At 47.4% G+C, this 21,353-nt stretch carries 17 protein-coding genes; 1 reads left to right on the top strand and 16 read right to left on the bottom strand.

The genetic code is table 11. The features are described from left to right. Nucleotides 1–9: 9 nt before the first annotated feature. The 16 genes from nudB to RGU72_RS18790 all read right to left on the bottom strand — a co-directional run bounded on the left by nudB (nt 10) and on the right by RGU72_RS18790 (nt 19,561). Nucleotides 10–462 carry a dihydroneopterin triphosphate diphosphatase gene (gene nudB / locus RGU72_RS18865; RefSeq protein ID WP_322121209.1) on the bottom strand — a complete coding sequence of 151 codons (453 nt, stop codon included), beginning with the start codon at nt 460–462 and terminating at the stop codon, nt 10–12. A gap of 104 nt (nt 463–566) precedes the next feature. Next, a complete protein-coding gene (aspS, locus tag RGU72_RS18860; protein ID WP_322121208.1) occupies nt 567–2,372 on the bottom strand; it encodes an aspartate--tRNA ligase in 1,806 nt (601 codons plus the stop codon). 118 nt (nt 2,373–2,490) lie between these two features. Beyond that, on the bottom strand, nt 2,491–3,099 hold the full coding sequence (locus RGU72_RS18855; protein WP_322121207.1) for a DUF502 domain-containing protein: 609 nt from the start codon (nt 3,097–3,099) through the stop codon (nt 2,491–2,493). An 85-nt stretch (nt 3,100–3,184) separates the two neighbouring features. Then, nucleotides 3,185–3,547: an FmdB family zinc ribbon protein gene (locus RGU72_RS18850; protein WP_322121206.1), complete on the bottom strand. Its 363-nt coding sequence runs from the start codon at nt 3,545–3,547 to the stop codon at nt 3,185–3,187. Nucleotides 3,548–3,771: 224 nt separating this feature from the next. Continuing rightward, on the bottom strand, nt 3,772–5,196 hold the full coding sequence (locus RGU72_RS18845) for a sodium:solute symporter family protein (protein ID WP_322121205.1): 1,425 nt from the start codon (nt 5,194–5,196) through the stop codon (nt 3,772–3,774). Nucleotides 5,197–5,643: 447 nt separating this feature from the next. Further along, the gene (locus tag RGU72_RS18840) at nt 5,644–6,657 is read right to left on the bottom strand and encodes a GGDEF domain-containing protein (protein ID WP_322121204.1); all 1,014 of its coding nucleotides are present in this window, start codon (nt 6,655–6,657) and stop codon (nt 5,644–5,646) included. 483 nt (nt 6,658–7,140) lie between these two features. Further along, nucleotides 7,141–8,514, bottom strand: a complete 1,374-nt coding sequence (pssA, locus tag RGU72_RS18835; RefSeq protein ID WP_322121203.1) for a CDP-diacylglycerol--serine O-phosphatidyltransferase — start codon at nt 8,512–8,514, stop codon at nt 7,141–7,143. 76 nt (nt 8,515–8,590) lie between these two features. Then, nucleotides 8,591–9,304, bottom strand: coding sequence for a methyltransferase domain-containing protein (locus tag RGU72_RS18830; protein ID WP_322121202.1), 714 nt, complete (start codon nt 9,302–9,304; stop codon nt 8,591–8,593). Between the two features lie 10 nt (nt 9,305–9,314). After that, nucleotides 9,315–10,877: a ubiquinone biosynthesis regulatory protein kinase UbiB gene (gene ubiB, locus RGU72_RS18825; protein ID WP_322121201.1), complete on the bottom strand. Its 1,563-nt coding sequence runs from the start codon at nt 10,875–10,877 to the stop codon at nt 9,315–9,317. After that, the gene (locus RGU72_RS18820; RefSeq protein ID WP_322121200.1) at nt 10,877–11,497 is read right to left on the bottom strand and encodes a ubiquinone biosynthesis accessory factor UbiJ; all 621 of its coding nucleotides are present in this window, start codon (nt 11,495–11,497) and stop codon (nt 10,877–10,879) included. Before RGU72_RS18820 ends, ubiB begins: the two co-directional genes overlap by 1 nt. A gap of 110 nt (nt 11,498–11,607) precedes the next feature. After that, nucleotides 11,608–12,555 carry a Tim44 domain-containing protein gene (locus RGU72_RS18815; protein WP_322121199.1) on the bottom strand — a complete coding sequence of 316 codons (948 nt, stop codon included), beginning with the start codon at nt 12,553–12,555 and terminating at the stop codon, nt 11,608–11,610. 11 nt (nt 12,556–12,566) lie between these two features. Continuing rightward, complete coding sequence (gene ubiE, locus RGU72_RS18810) at nt 12,567–13,301, bottom strand: bifunctional demethylmenaquinone methyltransferase/2-methoxy-6-polyprenyl-1,4-benzoquinol methylase UbiE (protein ID WP_322121198.1); 735 nt, start codon at nt 13,299–13,301, stop codon at nt 12,567–12,569. Nucleotides 13,302–13,365: 64 nt separating this feature from the next. Further along, nucleotides 13,366–13,800, bottom strand: coding sequence for a DUF971 domain-containing protein (locus RGU72_RS18805; RefSeq protein ID WP_322121197.1), 435 nt, complete (start codon nt 13,798–13,800; stop codon nt 13,366–13,368). Between the two features lie 350 nt (nt 13,801–14,150). Next, on the bottom strand, nt 14,151–14,612 hold the full coding sequence (locus tag RGU72_RS18800; protein WP_322121689.1) for an HIT family protein: 462 nt from the start codon (nt 14,610–14,612) through the stop codon (nt 14,151–14,153). A 32-nt stretch (nt 14,613–14,644) separates the two neighbouring features. Then, nucleotides 14,645–18,634 carry an FAD/FMN-binding oxidoreductase gene (locus RGU72_RS18795; RefSeq protein ID WP_322121196.1) on the bottom strand — a complete coding sequence of 1,330 codons (3,990 nt, stop codon included), beginning with the start codon at nt 18,632–18,634 and terminating at the stop codon, nt 14,645–14,647. A gap of 435 nt (nt 18,635–19,069) precedes the next feature. Further along, on the bottom strand, nt 19,070–19,561 hold the full coding sequence (locus tag RGU72_RS18790) for a YqaA family protein (protein ID WP_322121195.1): 492 nt from the start codon (nt 19,559–19,561) through the stop codon (nt 19,070–19,072). Between the two features lie 212 nt (nt 19,562–19,773). Between RGU72_RS18790 and ilvA the strand changes: the two genes are divergently transcribed. Continuing rightward, nucleotides 19,774–21,318, top strand: a complete 1,545-nt coding sequence (gene ilvA, locus RGU72_RS18785; RefSeq protein ID WP_322121688.1) for a threonine ammonia-lyase, biosynthetic — start codon at nt 19,774–19,776, stop codon at nt 21,316–21,318. The last annotated feature ends 35 nt before the right edge of the window (nt 21,319–21,353 follow it).

The raw sequence follows: 21,353 nt of genomic DNA, 5'->3' as shown, positions 1-21,353 counted from the left end.
AAAGGGCAATCATGCAAGCGCGTGCATTGCAGGTAACTGCAAAATCGCTTCTGCGTTGGAAGACGAAAAGCAACGATCCGCGGCCTCACGATATGGCAACCAGCAGTATTGCACATGCTCGCGTGGCGCTAGCTGAATTGGGATGTTTGGTGGCACACACAGACCAAATACGTGCTCGGTATTTTGCGTCACACCGGGAGCATAACGATGTCGCCAAATCGGGTAAATTTCATAAATATTAGAAATCCTCCAGTCACTCAGTGCGACACCAGCCGCACTGGAGTCGATCCCGGTTTCCTCCATGACTTCCCGCTGTGCAGTGAGCAATAAGGGTTCATCCAGACTATCTCTAGAACCAGTAACCGACTGCCAAAAATCGGGCTGGTCGGCACGTTCGATCAGCAAAACATCTAAGTCTTTGGTGTAAATAACGACCAGTACAGATTCAGGAATTTTAAGCATGTTATCCAATAAAAAAAGGCGCGGAATACCGCGCCCTGATTATGCCTTATGGATGGCTTGTTTGCTGATCAACGCCGTTGATTACCACCGTTGATGATCGCTACTTATGCCTTGATTACCGGTTCAGCGGCACGCAAACGGATATGCAATTCTTTTAATTGCTTTTCATCCACAGCAGACGGTGCTTGCGTCAACAAACATTGCGCACGTTGTGTCTTAGGGAAAGCGATCACGTCACGGATAGATTCTGCACCCGTCATCATTGTCACAATACGATCCAGACCAAATGCCAGGCCACCATGCGGAGGCGCGCCGTATTGCAAGGCATCCAGCAAGAAACCAAACTTGAGTTGCGCTTCTGCGTCGTCAATCTTCAATGCACGGAATACTTTGCTTTGTACATCGGCGCGATGGATACGGACAGAACCGCCGCCCAATTCCCAACCATTCAAGACCATATCGTAGGCTTTGGCGATGCACTTGCCCGGATCAGTTTCCATGAAATCTTCATGGCCATCTTTTGGTGCAGTGAAAGGATGGTGCGTCGCAGTCCAGCGATCATTTTCTTCATCATGCTCAAACATAGGGAAGTCGATGACCCATAATGGCTTCCAGACGTTTTCAAACAAGCCGTTGGCTTTACCAAATTCACTATGACCGATTTTGACGCGCAAAGCACCGATCGCATCATTCACCACTTTAGCTTTGTCCGCTCCGAAGAAAATCAGATCGCCATCTTGAGCACCAGTCAATTCTAAAATCTGTGCGATCGCTGCATCGTGGATATTTTTAACGATTGGAGACTGCAAACCATCACGGCCTTTAGCTTTTTCATTCACTTTGATGTAAGCCAGACCTTTAGCGCCATAGATCGCGACGAACTGCGTGTAAGCATCGATCTCAGAGCGTGGCATGTTAGAACCGCCCGGTACGCGCAAGCCGACTACGCGACCACCATCCATATTTGCCGCGCCGGAGAAGACTTTAAAATCAACGTCCTTCATTACTGCCGTCAAATCGGTGAATTGCAGCTTAACGCGCATATCTGGTTTGTCGGAACCGTATAGCCCCATCGCTTCAGCAAAATCCATTACTGGGAAAGGATTTGGTAAATCGATATCTAGCGTGTTTTTGAATACCAGACGTATCATGCCCTCGAACATATCGCGGATTTCTTGTTCATTCATGAACGAAGTTTCGCAATCGATCTGGGTAAATTCTGGTTGACGATCAGCACGCAAGTCTTCATCGCGGAAGCATTTAGTGATTTGATAATAGCGATCAAAGTTGGCGACCATCAGCAACTGCTTAAACAATTGCGGTGACTGCGGCAACGCAAAGAAACTACCTGCGTTGACACGAGATGGCACCAAATAATCGCGTGCGCCCTCTGGCGTAGATTTGGTCAACATGGGCGTTTCGATATCGATGAAACCATTCGCATCCAGGAACTTACGCACTTCCATCGTCACTTTGTAACGCAAACGCAAATTGTTTTGCATTTGCGGGCGACGCAGATCCAAGACGCGATGTGTCAAGCGAGTTGTTTCAGACAAATTGTCGTCGTCGAGCTGGAACGGTGGTGTAACCGATGGATTGAGCACTTCAACATTGTGTGCCAGCACTTCGATTTTGCCAGACTTCAAATTAGCATTGACGGTACCGTCGGGACGACTACGGACTACGCCAGTGATGCGCAGACAGAACTCATTACGGACTGATTCTGCGGCTTTAAATACATCGGCGCGATCAGGATCGCAGACAACTTGCACCAGGCCTTCGCGGTCACGCAAATCGATAAAAATAACCCCGCCGTGATCACGGCGACGATGCACCCAGCCGCACAGGCTGACGGTTTGGCCGAGTAATTCCTCAGTGGTGAGGCCGCAATAGTGAGTACGCATGGACATATTTTCTTACCTGTCTGTTTTAAATTTATACAAAATTACGTTAATTTTTGATACCCAATGACTCTATGATTTTTATCCTGATATGAGATCAAGCGCTAAAAACCCAGCAATATTGCCTTTATTTTTTTTCAACTGGCAGTTGATCGGGTGCGACTACACCCATTGATACAATATATTTTAGAGCGGCATCAACGCTCATATCTAATTCGATTGCATCTGCTTTTGGTACCATCAGAAAAAATCCTGATGTTGGATTTGGTGTGGTCGGCACGTAAATACTAACGTAATCACCATCCAGATACTGAACCACATCCCCGCCCGGAACACCAGTTAGAAAACCGATCGTCCACGATCCTTGACGTGGGTACTGTACTAACACGGCTTTACGAAAAGCGTTACCGGAAGACGAAAATAAAGTATCCGAAACCTGCTTAACACTGGAGTAAATCGAATTGACGATAGGAATGCGGTTTAGCAAGCCTTCCCAAATCTTGACCACATAATTGCCAATAAAATTTTGTGTCAGCAAACCCGTGACAAAAATAATGAGCAAAGTCAGGATAGTACCCAGGCCCGGAATTTTAAAACCAAACAGTGCTTCTGGCCGCCACTGCTCAGGTAACAAGAGCAATGACTGATCCATTGTGCTGATAATGGCATGCAATACCCATAAGGTAATGGCTAAAGGCACCAATATCAGTAAGCCTGTAATAAAGTATTTACGCATTGATTTGTCTAACGGCTAATGGAATTAAGTTCAATTTAAGTTCGTGACTGAATCAGATGTTTTCGTCCAGTATGGAGTATTGCAATTAGGATGTGCTAGTCGGCGCAGCAGGGGTCGGATTGCCTGCATTGGTTGTACTGCTCGCACTAGTCATGCTAGCCGCACCAGTAGCTGCATCGGTTCCGCTGTCTTTGCCAGATTCTGCGCTGGAGGAAGACGGCGCATCCGACTCAGAATTGGCCGCTGGGGCAGTTGCTCCACCAGAACCACCACGAAAATCCGTCACATACCAGCCAGAACCCTTAAGCTGAAAACCTGCAGCCGTTACCTGCTTTTTAAAACTTGATTTGCCACAAGAGGGACAATTGCTAAGAGGATCGTCAGACATTTTCTGCAATACATCCTTGGCAAAACCACACTCTTCACAGCGATAAGCATAGATAGGCATCTTCGTTCATCCAGAAAACTTGTAAAACCCTGAATTATAAAGGTTTTCCCGACCTCAATGCCGATCTTATTGACCAAGTTAGGACTTACGCAAATTTGTTCCAACAACGCGTAGCGACGAAGACAGTCTTTAAGTACGGCTAGGCCGCTGTAACGCAGTTGGTGCGGTTTTGCGTAAGTCCTACAAGTTATTCAGCAAGAATCCAGGCCGAGGTCAGACTAACCTCAGACTGCCGCTTGCCTTGGAGTGAATTGCGGTAACAAAGAACCAACAATCATACTGGCCATGCTGACCACAACCCCGACCAGTTGCGGAGGCCATAAACCCTCAGGGCTTTGGATTTCCAAAAATATCCATGAAGTCAAACCCAGCACTATCGATGCCAAAGCACCTTGGGTAGTAGCACGCTTCCAATACAAACCAAAAGCAAGCGGCACAAAAGCGGCGACCAAAGTCACTTTATAAGCATTCTCAACCATTTTATAGATGCTAGAACCTGTGTTCATTGCAAATAGCGTCACGATGAGCGTGAACACCAACACGACAGAGCGCATCATAAAAAGGAATTGCTTATCCGTCTGCTTGGGGAAAAATGCCTTCAAAATGTTTTCAGAGAAAGTGACAGAAGGTGCAAGCAAGGTAGCGCTGGCACAGCTCTTAATTGCAGATAGCAGAGCACCGAAGAACATCACTTGCGCCAGCATTGGCACTTTGGTCATGATCAGCGTCGGCAAAATCAGTTGAGAATCCTTGTCGATTAAGCTTTCGACCATTTTGGGATCGATCATGGTGGCAGAATAGGCTAGGAACATAGGAATAAAAGCAAAGCAAAAATACAATACGCCACCCAGAACAGAGGCGTTACCAGCGATTTTTTCATTTTTAGACGAGGCTACCCGTTGAAACACGTCCTGTTGTGGAATAGATCCCAACATCATCGTGATCCATGCAGCAAAGAACCAGAGGGCATCTTTGGCATTGGGTGCGGGCCAGAATTCCAGCTTGCCAGCATTCGCTGCATGCGCAATAACATTACCTGCGCCACCGACCATGCCAGAGACTTCCCATCCGATGTACAACATGCCGATCACGATAATAATCATTTGTAAAAAATCAGTAATCGCTACCGACCACATACCACCCATCAAGGTATAAATCAGCACACTGGCGGCGCCAATCATCATGCCCAGATCCATAGAAATCGCACCACCCGATACCACGTTAAATACCAGACCCAATGCCTTAATTTGCGCGGCAACCCAACCCAGGTACGACACCACGATACATAAAGTAACCAAGACTTCTACCGTGCGGCCAAACTTATTGCGGTAGTAGTCGCCGATCGTCAGTAAGTTCATACGGTATAACGGACGAGCAAAAAACAGCCCGACAAAAATCAAACACAGCGAAGAGCCAAAAGGATCGGCGACCACCCCTCTCAGACCATCTTTCACAAATGTGGAAGAAATCCCCAGCACCGTTTCTGACCCAAACCACGTCGCAAATACAGTCGCAGTGACGATGTACATAGGCAATGCACGGCCAGCAACTGCATAGTCTTTAGAGTTATTCACATAGCGGGCGGCGTATAAACCGATACCGATCGAGATAATCCAATACAGAATGACAAACCAGATAAGAGTATTCATGAATGTGCGAGCGAATAAGATGTCAAAAGACACGAAAAAGTGTCAATAAAAATGGCTTGAAAATTTACTGAAAGAATTATAACGGCAAGTTGCAAGAGGTTTAACCCAGATGTGCGTAAAAACAAAGGCAGTTTGTAACTTAATTGTGGCTGGTAATTGCATAACAACTCAATAGGTCAATATCTCACCGTATCGCAGGGAAATATTAGGTAGTGACGACTTATATGTTTGTTTGCATACGAACGCGAACTACAAAAGTGCTTCAAAAAAATCTGCGAAAGGACGTCCAGATAGCATAAGCCTTCCAGGCCCAATTGGGCTAGAAAGGCTTATAAACATTGGGGGAAGCGATTTTAGGGAAAATCTAAAATCTTTTAATCAACATGAGTGCCATGCCGCGCTCAACTTTAGCGGTTTTATTTTTACGGCTAAGTTGCGAGTCTTCTATTAACGCTCAACAGGTTCTTCAACAACAACCTGATTACGACCGCCCTCTTTCGCCATATACATAGCGGTGTCAGCTCTGGAGAATAGTTCCAACACTGATTCACCAGGAATATATTGCGTTACGCCAATCGAGACAGATACACGACGTTGCAATGCGCCATCCCAGGCATACAGTTCTACTTGAGAACGAATACGCTCTGATGTATTTAACGCAGGTAACAATGAAGTTGTAGGAAAAATTAGCAAAAACTCTTCTCCGCCATAACGGCCGAATATGTCACCTGAACGGATATTCTCTTGGGCAATACGTGAAAAAGTACGCAAAACCTCATCGCCACCAAGATGACCAAGCTCGTCATTAATCCGTTTGAAGTGATCCAGATCAATTACCCCTAAACAAAACGGAGTTTTGTTCTCGTCCGCCAACTGTTTTTGTTCTTCAAGCGCAGTGACAATATAACGCCGGTTAAAACAGCCGACCAAATTATCTCTTTGCGCATCTTCTTCAATGTTTTTGATTTTACGACTCGCACGATGCAAGACACGATGTAATAGCTGTACTTTCCCCGTTAAAAACACATACGCTGGCAAAGAAATGGCTAAGGTGACAAAGTGCATAAACTCCAGTTTTAACAAAGCAGGATTACGCCAATTGTAATAATGCAAGTACATCACAAACGCAAATCCAATCAATATGGCACCGGCCAGCAACATCACATCGCGCCTGGAAATACGATACATACCGTAAGCGATTGCAATAAAGGTGAACGGTGTAAAAAGGATGTGAGTTGATGGATCAAGGTAGCAAGTCAACAACATAGATACCACAGCAGTAGTGACGATCGGTAGCTTTAAACGTTTTTCACGAAATTTAAGATGTAGGCCAGACTTAAAAATCAAATAATAAGTTAAAAGAAAAACTGCGATCAAACCCATTAGCACCAACACGGTTGATTTTTGTACCATGCCGACAGTATAGAAAATCAAAATACCAACGAAATATGAGGCAATCATTGCGCTAGCTATGAGCCATTTTTGAAGAGTTGTGCGTTTGGCTGGGGCCCTCGACGTATCGTTTTGGCGGCGCCCGGTAGACTCTATCGATGGCAAAGTCTCGTCAAAATCAATTACAGAATCCGTTAACGGAAAAGTATCTGTATTAGAAAATGAATTATTTTTGCGTCCGAATAGCATGTATTGAATAGATTAAATACTTTATATGATTTTGGACATGGTAACACGACAAGTGATGCGTTTTCGCTGGAAATCTAAGCTTCAGCTCGTCCCCAGATATAAACAACTGCAAACTTCTGACGCTTAAGAATTGCCCAAACTTAAGTGACACAAGTCAGAGAGTGGTAAGTTAATGTGAATTTATCGGTGAGCTAAGGCGTTATATTTTAGGACCTACGCAAAATTGTTACGGCAAGGTGTAGCGGCCCTGCTTGCACTATTTCGTATAAGTTCTAATTTATTTTTTTAATATTTGGTGGGCTATCAAAGCACCCGATAAGCCAAGCGATCTAACCTGGTTCTGCTCAGTCGGCTTAATAATTTACGCACTTCAACCGGGTACATGCTGGTTTTTTCTAGCGAGCGGTAATGGTCGATTGGCATCGTGTGCAAAAAAATACTTTGCAGCTCAGCTTCTCTTTGTTTGGCTAATTCATGTTGCGGATCATGGATCAGTAGAGCGTTTTCCAGATCCAGGCGAAATGCTCTGGGGTTGAGGTTGTTGCCCGTCATAAGGGTGTAATTCTGATCAATCCAGACACCTTTCAGATGATAGGTATTGTCGCCATCTTTCCATAAATGCAAATTAAGTTGCCGGTTATTCAGGGCCGTCTGATGTGACTTTGCAAAGCGACGCAAATTAGTCTCGTACAGATAAGGTAAAGCAGCAATGATTTTAAACGCCTGATCTGGCGGAATAAAAAAATCATTCGCAGTTTTATCGCCAACGATAATATCAATCTTAACGCCACGTTTTAAGGCGCGATTGATTTCTCTGGTGACCGCTAAAGGAAAATTGAAATAAGGCGTACAAATTGTAATCTGATGCTTGCTTGCAGCGAGCAACTGGCAGATCACTTTATTGAGTGGATTATTTTTACCAACGCCAACTAAAGGCGTCACGCTCAGGCTTGTTGATTCACTTCCCTCTGTCTGGCTATGGTCCTGCGAATTAATGCTGTAACGCGCTTGTTTGAGTTTTTCACGAAAACTCCGGATATCACCGCGAATGCTTTGCGTTGTCGGAATCTCTGCGATATCCAGCCGATGTACCGCAGAAGCAGATAACAGATGTTCTCGAATAAACAACTGCATACAATTCGCCAGTGCGGTACTTTGCAAAATCAGATAGCGGTCATGTCGATATTTATCAAATTTATGCAGGTAAACATTATTCAAACTAGCGCCGCTGTAGATGACGCTATCGTCAATGACGAAACCCTTTAGATGTAAGACACCGAATAATTCTCTGGTCTGAACTGGGACGCCATAAATGGGGACATGTGTCGTATGTGCTGATGCAATTTTTTGATACCAACCGGCGTTACCCGCCTGCTCGCCTATTTTTTTAGCCTCACCGATCAGCCCGCGCTGCGCTCTGTGCCAATCCACCAGCACCGCAATATCAAGTGCAGGGCGAGCTGCTTTTGCTTTGTGCAATGCTTCTACAAGCTCGCTACCGGCCTCGTCATTTTGCAGATATAAACTGCAGAGATAAATGCGCTGTTTTGCGGAGGCAATTTGTTTAAGCAACTCCAAGCGAAACTCCAGCGCGCTATGCAAAGTAGTGACTGCATTAGCGTTCAATGGAATGCCGGTTAAATGCGCTAAAGGGGAGCGGGGTTTTAAAAAATTCATGACAATTCAGGTAATTGTATTTACAGCACGCAGGTCAATACTGACTTGTCGCTGGCAGGACTTTGCAGGCAGATTATCAAGTGACAGAAACGGGTAGCCGCCGCCAGATTTGCCAGCGCTCTTTCCCTTTAAATACATCAATAGAATCGCTGACATCACAATCTTCCACCAACGAAAAATAGGGCAATATCAGCTCTTGCCAAGCTTGGCGCTGGATACTAAACGGTGGGCCTTTAGGTTTTGTATCCTGTGATGCGCTCGGTGTTGCGGCTTTAGCGGCTGATGTTACTGACGTTGCTGACGTTGCTGACGTTGCTGACGTTGCTGATGTTATGTTCGGCACATCTTCAAAAAAGAAGTAGCCTGCCAGTAAGCCGCCCTCCGCCAATAAACCAGCCCAACGTTGCACAATATCTTTGCGTAAACGCGGAGGTAAGGCACAAAAGAACGCGCGCTCATAAATCAGTTGCAACGGACGTGCTGGATTAAATTGGAAAAAGTCAGCCTCAATCACATGCTTACTCCAGACACCGATAGCTGCCTGCGCACTTCGCACAGCGACGGGAGAGAAATCAATCGCGGTGACATCCCAATTGGCTTGCGCAAAAAAAGCGGCTTCATAGCCATTACCACAACCCGGGATCAAGGTAACCAATGGTGCCTCTGCAGCCCGGACAAAATCTTGCAAGGCTTGAGGGACGCCGCCTTTATCCCAAGGAGTAAATGCAGTTTCAAAACGCTCATCCCAAAAACGCGTCTCGGCAGAATCTTTACTGGAGAAGTTTTGCATTGTAATAAGCTTAGAGGTATAGCAAATGTAAAACTAATTGCGCTAATAATGCACCTGCAATGGCACCACCACCAAAATAAATAATAGTACGTAATAATTTATTAGTACTTCGTTGCTCTAGCAGCAGTGCGGAAAGTAGTTCGCTATTCTCACCTTGTGTACCTGCTCGGGTCAGCGCCTGATGTGCAAGTCGTGGCAATTGCGGGAAAATATGGCTGTAACGTGGTGCCTCTGCTTTAAATTTTTCTAACAAACCGCGCCAGCCGATCTGATCACTCATCCAGCGTTCCAGATAGGGTTTGGCGGTTTTCCACAGATCCAGATCGGGATCAAGCTGCCTGCCCAGACCTTCAATATTCAGCAAAGTTTTTTGCAGCAAAACTAATTGCGGCTGTACTTCTACATTAAAGCGGCGAGAAGTTTGGAACAAGCGCAATAAGACCTGACCAAACGAAATATCTTTCAATGGGCGATCAAAAATCGGCTCGCAACAAGCACGTACCGCAGCTTCCAATTCATCGACACGGGTTTCTTTAGGTGCCCAACCAGATTCGATATGTGCCTCTGCAACCCGTTTGTAATCTCGACGGAAGAAAGCCAAAAAATTCTGCGATAAATAATCTTTATCAAAATCATTGAGCGTGCCGACGATACCAAAATCGAGTGCAATATAACGCCCAAAAGTCGCTGGCTCGGTGGAGACTAAAATATTACCCGGATGCATATCCGCATGGAAAAATCCATCCCGGAAAATCTGAGTGAAGAAGATAGTGACACCATCTCGCGACAGCTTGGACATATCGACGCCGGCCTCAATTAGCTTATCTAATTGAGAAATCGGAATACCCTTCATGCGCTCCATCACGATCACGGAGGAAGAACAATAATCCCAGTACATTTCAGGCACCAGCAGTAAATCGGAATCAGCAAAATTGCGCCGTAGCTGACTACCATTGGCGGCTTCCCGCATCAAATCCAATTCATCATGCAAGTATTTATCAAACTCAGCTACGACCTCACGTGGCTTGAGGCGCTTGCCGTCGGCCCAGAGTTTTTCTAGCCAGCCTGCGGCAATTTGCATCAGCGCGACGTCTTTATCGATGGTGTCCTTCATGCCAGGACGTAGCACTTTGACGGCAGCTTCTCGCCCATCTTTGAGTGTAGCGAAATGCACCTGAGCAATGGAGGCAGAAGCCACAGGAATCCGGTCAAAACTGGCAAACAATTGATCAGGATGCGCACCCAGAGACTTGACGATTTGCGCAATTGCCAGATCAGGGTCAAACGAGGGTACGCGATCTTGTAGTTTGGCGAGTTCGTCTGCAATATCTGGCGGCATCAGATCACGGCGGGTCGATAACACCTGACCAAATTTGACGAAAATCGGCCCTAAGTCTTCTAGTGCCTTACGCAAGCGTTCGCCGCGCGGTGCGGACAAATCACGCCAAAAAAGTAAGGCATTAATCGCTCTGGCAGTGCGCGGCACCGACAAACCTGAAATCGCAATTTCATCAATCCCATAGCGAATTGCGATACGGATGATTTTGAAGAGACGCAAAAACTTAAACAGCATCAACGCAACCTTTCTAATTTTTCTAAGCGCTTGATGAGACGTTCTGCATCATCACGTAACTTATTGATTTCTGTCCCCATCGCGGTAACTGCCGCTGGACGGACTAACATCGGGTTTTCTTCGAGAAAATACTCGGCAAGATTTTCCTGGATTTTTTGATGCGTCTCTTTAGCAGCCTGCATCAGACTGCGTGCGCCAGATACCATGCGGACCGCGGCGATATCTCCAAACAATTTGCTCAGATCATCTTCTGCCTCCCAGCGCAAATGCTGACTTAGATGAGAAATCGTATTAGCAAAGTCGGCATCGCCTTCTATCTTGACATAAGAAAAAGCGCGCTCACGATTTTGGGCGATCAAAGGCAGATCGCTGAGCTGAAGACGGATGGTGACGTTGTTGCGCTCAGCCTGACTAGCAACATCAGCTTCAGCTTTAAGCTCGACCGGATCAGGTGCGAGGGACTCCACCATGCCATCAGAAGTTATTTTTAGGCGGATTGTAAATGCCTGCAAATCGATGCAGGCAATTTTTCCCGCGTGAGGTAATAGCTCGCTCTTAGCCCAGTTTTCCTGTGCCAGCAAATGATTGATGAAGAGAACGATAGGAAGCGTATATGTCATGATCAAATAAAAAAACCGCCCATGGTTGATGGGCGGTTTCCAGTTTAACAGTTTATCCCTGTCGGGAGGTTTGAGATTGATCTACTTAAAGCGATATCAAAGTTGCTGCATCAAAGCTGCTGAATACCGGCCAATACCCAACCGCCTTGACCGTTGATAGGTTTAGACAAGTTCCAGACTTCATTAAACGCTTCTGCCGGCGCATTAGCTGCCTCTTTGATCATACCGCTGAACTTGACGCTGGCAAGGTAATCATTGCCCACCGTTTCCAGACCCATTAACTCGGCATCGATCGACACCACATCGGTCACATTCGGGCTAGCGCCACGCTCCTGAATTTGCAGTTTGATTTCTGCATACATCTCAGTCGAGGTGAATTCGCGGATATCGCTAATATCGGCTTTATCCCATGCCGCTTGCAGACGGATGAAGTAGGTTTTTGAATTACGCAAAAATGCTGGCACATCAAAATCTGCCGGAACGCCCCACGGTGCAGCGGCCACAGGTGCTGCCGCGGAAGTGTTAAAGGAACTTGTTTGCGTAGCAGGTTCAATACGGGAGCCGATTTCTGGTGTGTTAGAAGGGACTCCTGCATAAGATGGTTGCGAAAACGCCGATGGTGCTGAGCTGCTTCCATTATTACCACTATTGCGGCGGAACATTCTGATAATAAATATCACTGCAAAAGCCAATAAAGCGATTGTCAGGATGGAACCTAATGCGCCGCCTAAAGCACCGCCCAGACCAAAATGCGAGAACATCGCACCTAACAAGGCGCCACCAATCAAGCCGCCTACAATCCCTTTCCAAGGACTAGCTGGCTTTGGTGGAACTGCGCCCGGCGCTGGTGCTGCGGCTGGTGCAGCCGGTTTAGTTTGATTCAAATTACTGCCTGGATTATTAGCTGGTGGCGCAGCCTGGCGCGACACATTACTAGACTGACGTCCAATCGACCCGCCGCCGCCCAAACGCTTAGCATCTGCGTCAGATACGGTCATTGCCAGTGCACCTGCAACCAGCATGATGGAAACGACTGCTTTATTAAAAATCTTGTTCATACCTGCAACTCCTAGAGTTTGATACCAGTGTGGAGAGCGGCCACACCTGCCGTTAAATTAAAATACTGCACGCGATCTAGACCAGCGTCTTGCATCATGCCCTTCAAAGTCACCTGATCAGGGTGCATACGGATTGATTCAGCCAGATAACGATAACTGTCAGCATCATTCGCAATCTTTTGTCCCAACCAAGGCAGCACCTTGAAAGAGTACAGATCGTAAGGCTTTTGCATCACTTCCGGCACTTTAGAAAATTCCAGCACCAGCAATTTGCCGCCCGGTTTTAGTACTCGCTGCATTTCTGCCAATGCCTGATCTTTGTGCGTCATATTCCGCAAACCGAATGCCACACTCACGCGATCAAAGTAATTATCAGGAAAAGGCAATTTTTCTGCGTCACAAAGTAATGTTGGGGTAATCAAGCCTTTATTCAAGAGGCGATCACGACCGACTCGCAACATGGACTCATTGATGTCGGTATGCCAGACCTCGCCTGTCCTGCCAGCTTGCTTGACAAACTCTTTGGCGAGATCACCTGTGCCGCCAGCAATGTCCAGCACTTTGAAGCCTGGTCGCACGCCAGCCTGGGCAATCGTAAAAATTTTCCATGCGCGGTGCAAGCCCGCCGACATCAGGTCATTCATCACATCGTACTTAGCGGCAACTGAGTGAAAAACCTCCGCCACTTTGTGTACTTTTTGATCTTCTTCTACGGTGGTGTATCCGAAATGAGTGGTATTGGTCATGATATTGGCTGATAAGAGATTGTGCGCATAAGTATGCGGATTATAGGGCTCTGCCGGTTTTAGCTCAATGTTGATGACCGCAGGCACTTGCTTGCTTGTCTTGCATAGGCGCATCGCGGCCAGTGTCATCTGGATAACCTGCTACATGCAATCGCGTCATGTAATCCAGCCAGAGTGATGCCTGATTTTCGCCCAGCCAATACAGATAATCCCAGCTAAAAATCCCGCTATTGTGGGTGTCGGAGAAATGTGGCTGTACCGCGTAATTGCCAACGGGCTCAAGCGCCGTCAACGTCACGTCGCGCTTGCCGGTTTGTAGGGTCTCTTGCCCGACGCCATGGCCGCGTACTTCAGCGGAAGGCGAATACACCCTTAGCAATTCAAATGGCAAGGTAAATTCTTTGCCGTCGTCAAAATGAACCTCCAACACGCGTGATTGAGTACGTACATTTAATGCCGTGGGGATTGGTGTCGGGATACTTTGTTTGGAGCCTGTCATGATGTTCCTGCTGTGCTGGCTGCTATGTTGATGGTTGATATTGAGCAATTAAAGTATTGCGGGCACTGGTGCTGCTTGCTTATTTGACAGTCACTTGCCGGTCAGCTTAACAAGCACTTAAGACAAACACCGTATTCCCAGGCGCAGAACACTTTAAATATATACTCCCACCATGTATATTTAATTGTCCATATAATCATTGGACAATACGGCAATATTGATAAAAATGAGGGGGAGTATATGTTAAATCGCTGTAAGTCCACGCGTAATACCGGCAATTGTACCTTTGGCGAACTGCCTGGTGCTGTTCCGGTGGAAATTCTGAATTACTTCCTTAATTACACCCTTGATTAATTTTCGCTGTTTTGGGATAAACGATTAATAATCGCGACCTTCAATCCGGGCAATAAAGCCTGTCTGGCGCTGATGGTCAGCAGAGCTGATTCGTCCTGCGCATCGGCGGTCACTTTTGCCTGCGCCCATACCGGATTCGGGAAATGCAGATCGTCGGTGTAGCGCGGAATAATATGCCAATGCAAATGCGGCACCATATTGCCAAAGCTGGCTAAGTTGATTTTATGTGGCTGCATTACCTCACGGATCGCCCACTCGACATGCCAGACGGCATCCATCACTTCATGGCGTTCTGCTGCCGGCAAATCCGTCATTTCTTTGATATGGTCATTCCACACCACGCGACAAAAACCCGGGTAATTGGCATCATCGACCAGCAATACTCGCCACCGCTGACTGGCAAAAATCACCTCCCCAGTTTGAGGATCGCACAACTCGCATGCTGGCGCCGTCTTCAGATTGCTGGTCAGCCCTCTATTCAAATTCACCATCAGACCAATACTCGTTCGATACCGCCGTTGTTGGCGCGCGCCACATAATCTGGCAACCAGTTGTCACCCAACACATGTTTGGCCATTTCGACCACGATGTAGTCTGCGGTCGTGCCGGAGTCTTCATCGTAGCGGGTTAAGCCTTGCAAACAGGCTGGGCAAGAAGTCAGGATTTTCACATCGCCGGCAAAACCATCGGCGCGCAATTTATCCGCACCTTTGAGCATTTCTTCTTCTTTACGGAAACGGATTTGCGTCGAAATATCCGGCCGCGATACTGCCAGCGTGCCGGCCTCACCACAGCAACGGTCGTTCTTTTCAATCTTCACGTTATCAATGGTCGTAATCAGCGCGTTCACGGTTTTAAGCGGATCTTGTAGCTTCATCGGCGTATGGCAAGGGTCGTGATACATATAGCGCGTACCATTGACACCTTCCAGCTTCATCCCTTTTTCCAACAAAAATTCATGAATGTCGATAATGCGGCAGCCCGGAAAAATTTTATCAAACTGGTAGGTCGCCAATTGGTCATAGCAAGTACCACAAGAAACCACCACAGTTTTAATATCGAGGTAATTCAGCGTGTTTGCCATCCGGTGGAAAAGGACGCGGTTGTCTGTGATCATCTTCTCGGCTTTGTCGAATTGCCCGGCACTGCGTTGCGGATAACCGCAGCACAAATAACCCGGTGGCAGCACGGTTTGCACACCGACATTCCACAACATCGCCTGGGTCGCCAGACCAACTTGTGAGAACAGGCGCTCCGATCCGCAACCAGGGAAATAAAATACTGCCTCAGTATCTGCCGTCGTAGTTTTGGGGTCGCGAATGATTGGGATGATTTTATCGTCCTCAATATCTAATAAAGCCCGTGCCGTTTTCTTCGGCAAATTGCCTGGCATTTTCTTATTGATAAAGTGAATCACCTGCTCTTTCATCGCAGGCTTACCCAAGGATGCCGGCGGTGCCTTAGTCTGTTTTTTCGCTAATTGCTTAAGTACCGTATTACCCAAGCGTTGTGCCGCAACACCCCAGCCAAAAATCACCTGACGGGCAGCTTTAATCGTCGCAGGGTCTTTCGCGTTGAGGAAAAACATCGCTGATGCAGTGCCTGGATTAAAGGATTTTTTATCCATCTTACGCAGCAAATTGCGCATGTTCATCGAGACATCGCCAAAGTCAATATCGACCGGACACGGCGTCAGACATTTATGGCAAACCGTGCAATGGTCGGCTACATCTTCAAATTCTTCCCAGTGCTTGATCGAGATACCGCGACGGGTCTGCTCTTCATACAAAAAGGCTTCGACCAGCAGGGATGTTGCCAGAATTTTGTTCCGTGGTGAGTACAGCAAATTTGCCCGCGGCACGTGGGTGGCGCACACTGGTTTGCACTTACCGCAACGCAGACAATCCTTGACACTATTGGCAATCGCACCGATATCACTTTGTTGCATGATCAGTGACTCGTGCCCCATCAATCCGAATGACGGCGTATAAGCATTACGCAGGTCGGCAGCAAACTCCGGCAGGTTAAGCAATTTGCCTTTGTTAAAGCGCCCTTCCGGATCAATCCGTAATTTGTACGAGCGGAAATCCTTGATCTCATCTTCCGTCAAGAACTCTAGCTTGGTGATGCCGATACCGTGTTCGCCGGAGATCACACCATTCAACGAACGCGCGAGCACCATGATGCGGGCAACGGCATGATGCGCCACTTGCAGCATCTCGTAATCGTCGGAATTGACAGGTAAATTGGTATGCACATTGCCGTCACCTGCATGCATATGCAAAGCCACGAAGACACGGCTGCGCAAGATTTTTTTATGAATCGCGCTGCATTCATCCAGGATCAATTTAAACGCGCTGCCATTAAAAATCTGACGTAAATGCGCACGGACTTCTTGCTTCCAAGAGACGCGAATTGTCCGGTCTTGCACAATACTAAATACCGTCGCATCAGTTTGTACTTGCAGGCGCTCATCAAAGACGAAGGCGAGCTTATCCAGTTCCAGCGCAACCAGTTCATCCCGTGCATCACGCAAAGGTTTGTCGAGCTGGGTTAATAAATACGTCCAACGTGCATGCGTAGCAGCGAGCAAACTCTTGGCCTGCAATACGCGATCTTCCAGTAATTCGTTAGCAGAAATATCGTCACCATCGGCATCTTCGCTTTTACCCAACGGCAGATTGCCTTTGACGAAAAACGCCTGCAATTGCTCCAGCATCGCCAACTTATTCTGGATCGATAATTCAATATTGATGCGTTCAATACCATCGGTATATTCGCCCATACGATCCAGCGGAATAACTACGTCTTCGTTAATTTTAAAGGCGTTGGTATGCTTAGAAATCGCCGCAGTTTTAGCGCGATCAAGCCAGAATTTTTTACGGGCTTCCGGACTGACTGCGACGAAACCTTCACCCACACGGGTGTTCGCCATACGCACGACTTCTGATGCAGCCTGCGCTACAGCGTTTTCATCATCGCCGACAATATCGCCAAACAAGGCCATCTTGGGCAAGACGCCACGTTTGGATTTGGTGGTGTAACCAACGGCGCGCAGGTAGCGCTCGTCCAGATGTTCTAAGCCAGCCAGACGCAGGGTCGAGAAATTCTCGCCTCCCTTTTTTGGCAAGCCATCAAGATAATCTTTGATCTCGACAATACTCGGAATCGCGTCCCGTGCCTGACCGAAAAACTCCAGACAAACCGTACGGGTAAATTTAGGCATCTTATGCAAAATCCAGCGCGCCGACGTGATCAGACCGTCGCAGCCTTCTTTTTGTACACCAGGCAAACCCGCCAGAAATTTATCGGTCACATCTTTGCCTAAACCCTCTTTGCGGAAAGTGCGACCAGGGATATCTAACTGCTCGGTTTTAAACGGCGTTTTTTCGCCAGGATGAGACCATTCCAGTTTGAACTTAGCTACTGCAACATCATGAATCTTGCCGAGATTGTGTTCAAGTCGTGTGACTTCCAGCCAATCGCCGTTGGGGTCGACCATTTTCCAAGAGGCCAGATTATCCAGCGCAGTGCCCCATAAAACCGCTTTTTTACCGCCTGCATTCATGGCGACATTGCCGCCTACGCAGGAGGCTTCTGCCGAGGTCGGATCAACTGCAAATACAAAACCTGCTTTGTCAGCGGCATCCGAGACCCGCTTGGTCACGACGCCGGCACCGGAATAAATCGTGGCGTATTCACGATCAACACCAGGCAACATCGTCATTTCGACCGCGCCTAATTGCTCTAATTTTTCGGTATTGATCACCGCTGACAATGGCGTAAGCGGAATCGCACCGCCTGTATAGCCGGTGCCACCGCCGCGCGGAATGATGGTCAGACCCAAGGTGATACAGCATTTGACCAGCCCCGCCATCTCATCTTCGGTATCTGGCGTGAGCACGACAAACGGGTATTCGACGCGCCAGTCTGTGGCATCCGTCACATGCGACACGCGGGATAAACCATCAAATTTGATATTGTCTTTTGCAGTGTATTTTGCCAACAGCTTATTGGAACGCTTGCGCAAGTCATAGGTATCGCGGAATTCTTTGGCGAATTGGGCGACAGCTTTGCGCGCTGCCTGCACCAAAATTTCTACGCTGTTGCTGCGCTCGCCGTCATCATCATTAATCGTGCTGAGGCGACGCTTTTCCACTTCCGCCAGACGGTGATTTAGCGCATCGATCAGGGCTTGGCGACGCTTAGGATTGTCCAGCATGTCGTCTTGCAAATACGGATTGCGGCGCACCACCCAGATATCGCCTAGCACTTCATAGAGCATACGGGCAGAACGTCCTGTTTGGCGCTTACCACGCAGCTTGTCCAGCAAATCCCAGGCATCTTCGCCCAACAGGCGGATCACAATTTCGCGATCTGAAAACGATGTGTAGTTATAAGGAATTTCGCGCACGCGGGTAGGCGTAGCGCCGGGAGCGAGGTCAGAAAGTAGAGCTTGAATTTGTGCTGGAGCGTTCATCAGTGGGATCTTTTGGACTGATCAAGGGCGGCAAAGTGATACATCGATTTGCATTACATGCGTATCAATTGAGTATCACATGGGCATCACATAAAAATTATATGCAAGCCCGGCCGCCAGATTTAAATATGCTAGGAAATTACAAACCATTCTAGCCTATTGCGGCGCACCACGCGGTAACAGCCTTACGCTTAATACGCCTTACCAGCCATACAAACTGAGGAATATTTTGATTTTTCCTAAGATTATTTGGCGAAGAGTTATTGAAAGATTTTGAAAAATAAAGGGAGTATGTGGGAAAATACCACCTAACGTCCAACAAACATATGGACGTAATAATATACACATAGCAGTATATTATTTCGCCTTAGACAATGGGATTGAACTGGTATTGAAATTGGTATCGAACCAAATTATTGTGAGACAGGAGGATTTTTATGCCAACAAATCTGCCAGTCCACGCCAGAAACCATCCGGAACATTGAGCAATAGCCAGGTCATTAGTAGGTAACGCAAAAATTTACCGATGGCCATGTACATCACGCTGGGCCAAAAAGGGAGTTTGAGCCACCCGGCCAAGGTGCAGATCGGATCGCCAATCCCTGGCAACCAGGCAAGTAACATCGTCTTAGCACCGAAGCGCCGGAGCCAGCGAAACCAAGTGGTATCGCGTTCCGCGGCAAACGCTTTTTTAGCGTAATAGCCCATCCAATAATCGACCACGCCACCCAAGGTATTGCCCACAGTGGCGACAAACATTACCGCCCAATATAAATTGGGATTCGCCTTAATTACAGCAAAAACAGCCGGTTCTGATCCCAGAGGTAATAAAGTCGCAGAGATAAAGCTAATCAAAAATACCGAAGTCAACCCGACCTCTGGCAGTGCCAATAAATTTAATAAACCATGAATCGCTGCCTCTATCATACTAATCCGATACTGTTGTAGTGCGTCTGTAGTGCTGTTATGGTGCCGTCGTGGTGCCGCGATGCTACTTAAACAGCGCTCTTGTGGCGCTGTTATGGTGTCTTAAATATGGCATCCATTATAATGACATGCTATTTACTATCGTTTTTGTACGCTATTTGCATGATTTCTATGCTTTTTTACTACCCCGACTAAGTCAAATCACCTCCAACATCACCTCCATGACGACCGATTATCTTAAAAAAATCCTGACAGCCCGCGTCTATGACGTGGCATTTGAAACACCGCTGGAATTTGCTCCTAGCTTGTCAGCTCGCATGGAAAACCGAATTTTGTTTAAACGCGAAGATATGCAAAGCGTCTTCAGCTTTAAGATACGCGGTGCGTACAACAAAATGGCACATTTGACCGCAGCACAATTAAAACGTGGGGTGATTTGTGCGTCTGCTGGCAATCATGCGCAGGGTGTTGCGATGTCTGCCGCCAAGCTCAATTGCAAAGCGGTGATCGTGATGCCAACCACCACGCCACCGGTGAAGATAGATGCGGTGCGTACGTTTGGCGGTAGCAATGTCGAAATCGTCTTGCATGGTGACTCGTATAGCGACGCTTATGCGCAGGCGGTTTTGCTGGAAAAGAAGCAGAAACTGACTTTCGTTCATCCCTTTGATGACCCTGATGTCATCGCCGGGCAAGGTACGGTGGGGATGGAAATTTTGCGTCAACATGCACAGCCTATCCATGCGATTTTTGTCGCGATTGGCGGCGGCGGCTTGATTTCTGGCGTTGCAGCCTACGTCAAAGCTGTGCGCCCGGACATCAAAGTCATCGGGGTGCAATCGGTTGATTCCGACGCTATGGCACGCAGTATCAAGGCTGGAAGGCGTATTACTTTAAACGACGTTGGCCTGTTCTCCGACGGCACAGCCGTCAAATTGGTCGGCGAAGAAACTTTCCGCATCACCAAAGAGCTGGTCGATGACATCATCCTGGTCGATACTGACGCAATCTGCGCGGCAATCAAAGACGTATTTCAAGACACACGCAGTATTTTAGAGCCCGCCGGTGCCTTAGCCGTTGCTGGCTGCAAAGCGTATATTGAATGCGCCAAAGCGAGCAAAAAACCGCTGAAGAATGAAACTTTAGTCACTATCGCTTGCGGCGCGAATATGAACTTCGACCGCCTGCGTTTTGTGGCAGAACGCGCTGAAGTCGGTGAAGCACGTGAAGCGGTTTTCGCGGTGACGATCCCGGAAGAACGCGGTAGTTTCCGCCGTTTTTGTGAACTGGTCGGCGCACGCAATGTGACGGAATTCAACTACCGTATCAGCGATCAAAAGGCCGCGCATATTTTTGTCGGCGTCCAGGTCAGTAACCGGGACGATTCCAGCAAAATCGCCAGGAATTTTGTCAAACACGGCTTCCCTACGCTCGATCTGACACATGATGAATTAGCCAAACTGCATATTCGTCATCTGGTCGGCGGCAAAAGTGCGCTGGCTGAAAATGAATTACTGTACCGCTTTGAATTTCCAGAGCGTCCGGGCGCATTAATGCGCTTTTTAAATAGCATGGCACCGAACTGGAATATCAGCTTATTTCACTACCGCAACCACGGTGCAGATTACGGACGAACTTTAGTCGGTTTGCAGGTTCCAAAGAAAGAGATGAAGGCATTCAAAGAGTTCCTGAACTCACTAGGCTACCGCTATTGGGATGAAAGCAGCAACCCAGCCTATCAGTTGTTTTTGGGTTAATTCAACGATCTATAGTGATGCCAACCTTACAAAAT

It is taken from the genome of Undibacterium sp. 5I1, from assembly GCF_034314085.1.
GTDB lineage: Bacteria > Pseudomonadota > Gammaproteobacteria > Burkholderiales > Burkholderiaceae_D > Undibacterium.
Note: the sequence above shows the minus strand (reverse complement) of the source record. Positions and strands in the feature narration are given on the sequence as shown.

Excerpts from the sequence above, each read along its gene's own strand:
- nudB (WP_322121209.1), bottom strand. The coding sequence starts at position 462 with ATGCTTAAAATTCCTGAATCTGTACTGGTCGTTATTTACACCAAAGAC.
- aspS (WP_322121208.1), bottom strand. The coding sequence starts at position 2,372 with ATGTCCATGCGTACTCACTATTGCGGCCTCACCACTGAGGAATTACTC.
- RGU72_RS18855 (WP_322121207.1), bottom strand. The coding sequence starts at position 3,099 with ATGCGTAAATACTTTATTACAGGCTTACTGATATTGGTGCCTTTAGCC.
- RGU72_RS18850 (WP_322121206.1), bottom strand. The coding sequence starts at position 3,547 with ATGCCTATCTATGCTTATCGCTGTGAAGAGTGTGGTTTTGCCAAGGAT.
- RGU72_RS18845 (WP_322121205.1), bottom strand. The coding sequence starts at position 5,196 with ATGAATACTCTTATCTGGTTTGTCATTCTGTATTGGATTATCTCGATC.
- RGU72_RS18840 (WP_322121204.1), bottom strand. The coding sequence starts at position 6,657 with ATGATTGCCTCATATTTCGTTGGTATTTTGATTTTCTATACTGTCGGC.
- pssA (WP_322121203.1), bottom strand. The coding sequence starts at position 8,514 with ATGAATTTTTTAAAACCCCGCTCCCCTTTAGCGCATTTAACCGGCATT.
- RGU72_RS18830 (WP_322121202.1), bottom strand. The coding sequence starts at position 9,304 with ATGCAAAACTTCTCCAGTAAAGATTCTGCCGAGACGCGTTTTTGGGAT.
- ubiB (WP_322121201.1), bottom strand. The coding sequence starts at position 10,877 with ATGCTGTTTAAGTTTTTGCGTCTCTTCAAAATCATCCGTATCGCAATT.
- RGU72_RS18820 (WP_322121200.1), bottom strand. The coding sequence starts at position 11,497 with ATGACATATACGCTTCCTATCGTTCTCTTCATCAATCATTTGCTGGCA.
- RGU72_RS18815 (WP_322121199.1), bottom strand. The coding sequence starts at position 12,555 with ATGAACAAGATTTTTAATAAAGCAGTCGTTTCCATCATGCTGGTTGCA.
- ubiE (WP_322121198.1), bottom strand. The coding sequence starts at position 13,301 with ATGACCAATACCACTCATTTCGGATACACCACCGTAGAAGAAGATCAA.
- RGU72_RS18805 (WP_322121197.1), bottom strand. The coding sequence starts at position 13,800 with ATGACAGGCTCCAAACAAAGTATCCCGACACCAATCCCCACGGCATTA.
- RGU72_RS18795 (WP_322121196.1), bottom strand. The coding sequence starts at position 18,634 with ATGAACGCTCCAGCACAAATTCAAGCTCTACTTTCTGACCTCGCTCCC.
- RGU72_RS18790 (WP_322121195.1), bottom strand. The coding sequence starts at position 19,561 with ATGATAGAGGCAGCGATTCATGGTTTATTAAATTTATTGGCACTGCCA.